We start from the raw sequence: 4,203 nt of genomic DNA, 5'->3' as shown, positions 1-4,203 counted from the left end.
CCTGATTAGCCCTGACCATCAGCCGCCTGTCGCAGGATCTGCGCCGCGCTGGGTGGATGCTGCTGTCACCTGAAGCCAACGAGGTGGCGTGATGAGTATCAATGCCGTGCAGTTCCAAGCGGGATTGTCGATGCCTGAGTTCTTCGCGTCCTACGGCACCGAAGCCAAGTGCTATCGCGCGCTTTACAAGTGGCGCTGGCCGCAAGGCTTTCGTTGCCCTGTTTGTGCCGGACGCGTGCGCTCGCGTTTCAAGCGGGGTGCTGCGATCTACTACCAATGCAGCGCGTGCCGGCATCAGACCAGCCTGATTGCAGGCACGATGTTCGAAGGCACCAAGCTGCCGCTGCGCACCTGGATGCTGGCGTTGCACCTGCTGACCTCGACCAAAACCAACATGGCCGCGCTGGAGTTGATGCGGCATCTGGGCGTCAACTACAAGACGGCCTGGCGGATGAAACACAAGATCATGCAGGTTATGGCCGAGCGCGAATCCATGCGGAAACTGGCGGGTTTCGTGCAGATCGACGATGCCTATCTCGGCGGCGAGCGTAACGGTGGCAAGGCCGGACGCGGATCGGAGAACAAACAAGCGTTCCTGATTGCGGTGCAGACCGATGCCACCTTCACCGCGCCGCGCTTTGTGGTGATCGAGCCGGTGCGCAGCTTCGACAACACCTCGCTGCAGGACTGGATTGCCCGTCGCTTGGCGCCCGAATGCGAGGTCTACACCGATGGGCTGGCCTGCTTCCGCCGGCTAGAAGACGCCGGCCACGCGCACACCACGCTGGACACTGGCGGTGGTCGTGCCGCGACCGAAACGGCCGGTGCACGTTGGCTCAACGTGGTGCTGGGCAATCTCAAACGCGCCATCAGTGGCGTGTATCACGCCATCGCGCAAGGCAAATACGCAAGGCGTTACCTGGGAGAAGCGGCCTATCGTTTTAATCGTCGATTCCGCTTGCGCGAGATGCTGCCACGACTTGCCACGGCCATGATGCAATCCACACCATGCCCAGAGCCGGTTTTNCTGCCACGACTTGCCACGGCCATGATGCAATCCACACCATGCCCAGAGCCGGTTTTACGTGCAGCGAGCAATTTTCATGGCTGAGAGTCGGGGCTAATCAGGAAATCTGATCACCATCAACATGAGCGAATACCAGGAGGCGCACACCGTCTCCTCTCTCAAGGGTGCACCGCCAGGCTATGTCGGCTATGGCGAAGGCGGCGTGCTGACCGAAGCGGTGCGCCGCAAGCCGTACTCGGTGGTGCTGCTGGACGAAGTGGAAAAGGCCCACCCCGACGTCCACGAACTGTTCTTCCAGGTCTTCGACAAGGGCTGGATGGAAGACGGCGAAGGCCGCCGCATCGACTTCCGCAACACCCTGATCATTCTCACCAGCAACGCCGGCACCGACCTGATCGCCAGTCTGTGCAAGGACCCGGAACTGATGCCGGATCCCGAAGGTATGGCCAAGGCCATTCGCGAGCCTTTGTTGAAAGTGTTTCCGCCGGCATTACTCGGGCGCTTGGTGGCGATTCCGTATTACCCGCTGAGCAACGACATGCTCGGGAAGATCGTGCGGTTGCAGTTGAACCGCATCAAGAAGCGCATCGAGCAGCGCTACAAAATTCCGTTTGAGTACGACGACTCAGTTGTTGAGCTGGTGGTGAGCCGTTGCACCGAGAGCGAATCGGGCGGGCGGATGATCGATGCGATTTTGACTAATTCGATGTTGCCGGAGATTTCGCGGGACTTTCTCAATCGTCTTATTGCGGGCACCCCTGTGAATACGGCAACGGTCGCTGCCGGACACGCCGAGTTCGTCTACAACTTCGATTGAGTATGCAATCGACGACTTCCTCAGTGCATTCCTTCGAGCAAAGAAAATGACAGATACGTTCATTACCGCGAACGGCGTAAAGCCGACTGGCACCTACGAGGCGATCATAGGTCAGAAGATAGTGTTTGAAATAAAGTCCACCGAGGGGACTGTGTCCAATGTGCGATGGAACCTATCGGGTGCTGAAGGATGTGGAAATTTTGAGATGAGTAAAAAGTCCTCCACCAGGATTCTGCCGCTCCAGGGAACCGGTCCGGTCAGTATCTGGTGCGCCTGTTGCCCAGGAAAAGCGTTGGTCTCGGCAAAGGTAAACTTTGAAGGAAGATCTGTTTCGATTCAGTTGAAAGTGCGTATCCATGCACCAAAGGTCTGGGAATTCTCATCGGAGACCGATGCGATTCACACCGGCCTGATCCCTAGCGAAATGCGGGCGGGAGGAGCGTACTACCTGACATTCGGTGGGCTCAAATCGACGATGAAGCCAGGAATCAGATGGAAAGCCAAAATAATCGGAACAAAATACGGGGGTGGAAGTTACGCATTTGTTCAACTCATGCAGATCGACAGGAAGAGATATTACAAGGGCGCGCTGTTGCAGGAGTGGGGCGGAACTTCAAATGGCGAGTGGGTACTGGACGAAGACGTATTCTACGGAACCTCCGTGCGAGTCAGGGGGGATGGCGGTGGGTACCGGGAGAAGTGTGAAGACTTCATCCGGGAGACGTTGCCTGATAAGTCCATATGCATCTATGGCGAGGACAGCCCGGCAACGCCTTTGTTTCAAGTAATGCCGGAAGATGCACGATTCAGATTCGATGAATTGAAGATAGACGAGAGATTCAAGACATATCTGATGTTCAAGCCCGATGTGCCAGACAATAGTATCTGGGTATCAATTGCGAGATTGGACTGGTTCTGGAAGGTGCATGCAAAATTCGACGATGGCGGGTGGAACATAGTGCAAAGCAGCTTCAAGGAAAGTCCAAATGGAAAGTTGGGAATCTACCTGACACCGAAGTGGGCCAAGAACCGCGATGACATTCTGCGATGACGATTTCAGTGCACTGATCGTTATTGATTCCCCAGCGAGAAAGGGGGGGCACTTAGGTATCCCCACGTTTTACAGCGCCAACGTCATTTGCTCGCGCACTGCGTTGGGCAATGTGCGCAAGCGTTCTAGCCAGCGTGAGACAGGTTCCATCGGCCAGCGCCTGACCAACGCCTCGCGGCCGACGCGCAGTGTCGAGTAGAGCTTGCGTGTGCTGTTGCGTGGCGACAGCCACTGGGCGATACCGGTGGCTTCGCAGCCCAGTCCTGCCAGCCAACTGGCGAAGGTGGCTAGCGTGTTGAGCAACAACAGGATTTGCAACCTCTCGCTGCGTCGGGTCAGGCTGTCTTCCATGGCTTGGCCGTAGCGATGTGACTTCAGATCCCGAAATGCCAGCTCGATCTGCATCCGTCGTGCGTACAGATTGACCAACTGTTTTGCGCTGAGCGCTTGGAGTTGCGGGGAGGCAACGATCAGCCATGGCTCGCGCTCACGCGCTGCGGCTTTCAGACTTGAAGATGCACGTGAGACCTTGGTGGGGGAGCGTCGTTTGCGTTGCTGACGTCCCTGGCGTGTCTTGGCATAGAGCACCAGACGGCAATCGAGTGGATCGCTGCGATTGGCCTGCATCGGTGGCAATTCGTATGCACGGTTGGACGCCAGCGCATGCAGGCGACGGCTATCGATCCATTGCGCCGCATCATCGGGCATGTCTTGCGGTCTGACCTGCGTGCGACCACGCAGGCGTCCGACCCAATCCCAACCCATCGCCGACACCGCGCGAAACCATGGCGTGGGGAATCCGGCGCCAGTGACCAGGATCGGGCGCACATCGTCTGGAATCAGTGCCCTGAGCTGCTGCCGGAAGCGTTTCTCCGCGCCTGGCGATCCCTGCTGTGTCCCGGTAACCACCATGTCCAGCAAGGTGAGCGTGCGCCCACCGACCGGCACGGCTGCGCGCAGCAGGCACCACGACTTGTCCGACTTCAGATCGCTCCAATCGACCACGATCACCGGCTGCGCCCCGCGCAACAGCCAATGCGCCATGTCCCGCTCGATCACCGATCGCTCGGCGTACAACGCGCGATTGCACAGTAAGCGGTCGCATGCCTTGAGGGATGCACGTACCCGCGTCTCGCCGGGCCAGGCGCGTGCGATGTCGATCAGCGTCAGCCGGCCTCCGTGCACCAGCGCTTCAACCGCGCGCAAACGCGCGTTGGCGTAATGCATGCATCCCGGCCAGTGAGTTAGACAGGCACTTCTGCAATACTTCGCTGGCGCGCATGGTCGGCACTCTTCTCTGGCTTAGTC

The 4,203-nt window shown here is 58.3% G+C and carries 2 protein-coding genes and 2 pseudogenes; 3 read left to right on the top strand and 1 reads right to left on the bottom strand.

The genetic code is table 11. The annotated features are described in order from the left end of the window. The first annotated feature begins 91 nt into the window (after positions 1-91). The 3 genes and pseudogenes from XCSCFBP4642_RS0100145 (at position 92) to XCSCFBP4642_RS27965 (ending at position 2,895) form a co-directional block, all read left to right on the top strand. Positions 92-1,111 carry an IS1595 family transposase gene (locus XCSCFBP4642_RS0100145; RefSeq protein WP_029218008.1) on the top strand — a complete coding sequence of 340 codons (1,020 nt, stop codon included), beginning with the start codon at positions 92-94 and terminating at the stop codon, positions 1,109-1,111. Positions 1,112-1,130: 19 nt separating this feature from the next. Then, positions 1,131-1,844 (top strand): annotated as a pseudogene (locus XCSCFBP4642_RS0100140) (AAA family ATPase); the annotation flags it as partial. A 46-nt stretch (positions 1,845-1,890) separates the two neighbouring features. Next, complete coding sequence (locus XCSCFBP4642_RS27965; RefSeq protein ID WP_152527179.1) at positions 1,891-2,895, top strand: hypothetical protein; 1,005 nt, start codon at positions 1,891-1,893, stop codon at positions 2,893-2,895. A 69-nt stretch (positions 2,896-2,964) separates the two neighbouring features. Here the strand turns inward: XCSCFBP4642_RS27965 and XCSCFBP4642_RS0100130 are convergent. Further along, a pseudogene (locus XCSCFBP4642_RS0100130) lies at positions 2,965-4,177 on the bottom strand (IS4 family transposase). Positions 4,178-4,203: the final 26 nt, after the last annotated feature.

The organism is Xanthomonas cassavae CFBP 4642, from assembly GCF_000454545.1.
GTDB classification, from domain to species: domain Bacteria; phylum Pseudomonadota; class Gammaproteobacteria; order Xanthomonadales; family Xanthomonadaceae; genus Xanthomonas; species Xanthomonas cassavae.
Note: the sequence above shows the minus strand (reverse complement) of the source record. Positions and strands in the feature narration are given on the sequence as shown.